At 74.7% G+C, this 217-nt stretch carries 1 pseudogene; it reads left to right on the top strand.

Going from position 1 to position 217, the window contains the following annotated elements:
* Positions 1–217 (top strand): annotated as a pseudogene (locus PROKR_RS34810) (SGNH/GDSL hydrolase family protein); the annotation flags it as partial.

The following is a 217-nucleotide window of genomic DNA, read 5'->3' as shown; positions in this document are numbered from 1 at the left end:
GCGCCTGGACCGGGATGCCCTCGCGCTGCCCGGCACCGGCACGCTGCTCGTGGTGCTCGGCGTGAACGACCTGCAGCAGCCCCCGAGCCAGACGGACCCCGAGATCATCCTCGCGGGCTACCGGCAGCTCGTCCTGCGCGCCCGCGACCAGGGACTGCGCGTGGTCGGCACCACGATCACGCCGTTCGGCGGCTGGCAGCGCTGGACACCGGCCCTG

The sequence above is a fragment of the Promicromonospora kroppenstedtii DSM 19349 genome, from assembly GCF_000515355.1.
Lineage (GTDB): Bacteria > Actinomycetota > Actinomycetes > Actinomycetales > Cellulomonadaceae > Promicromonospora > Promicromonospora kroppenstedtii.
The sequence above is the reverse complement of the archived record's forward strand: the minus strand, read 5'-3'. Positions and strand labels throughout refer to the sequence as shown.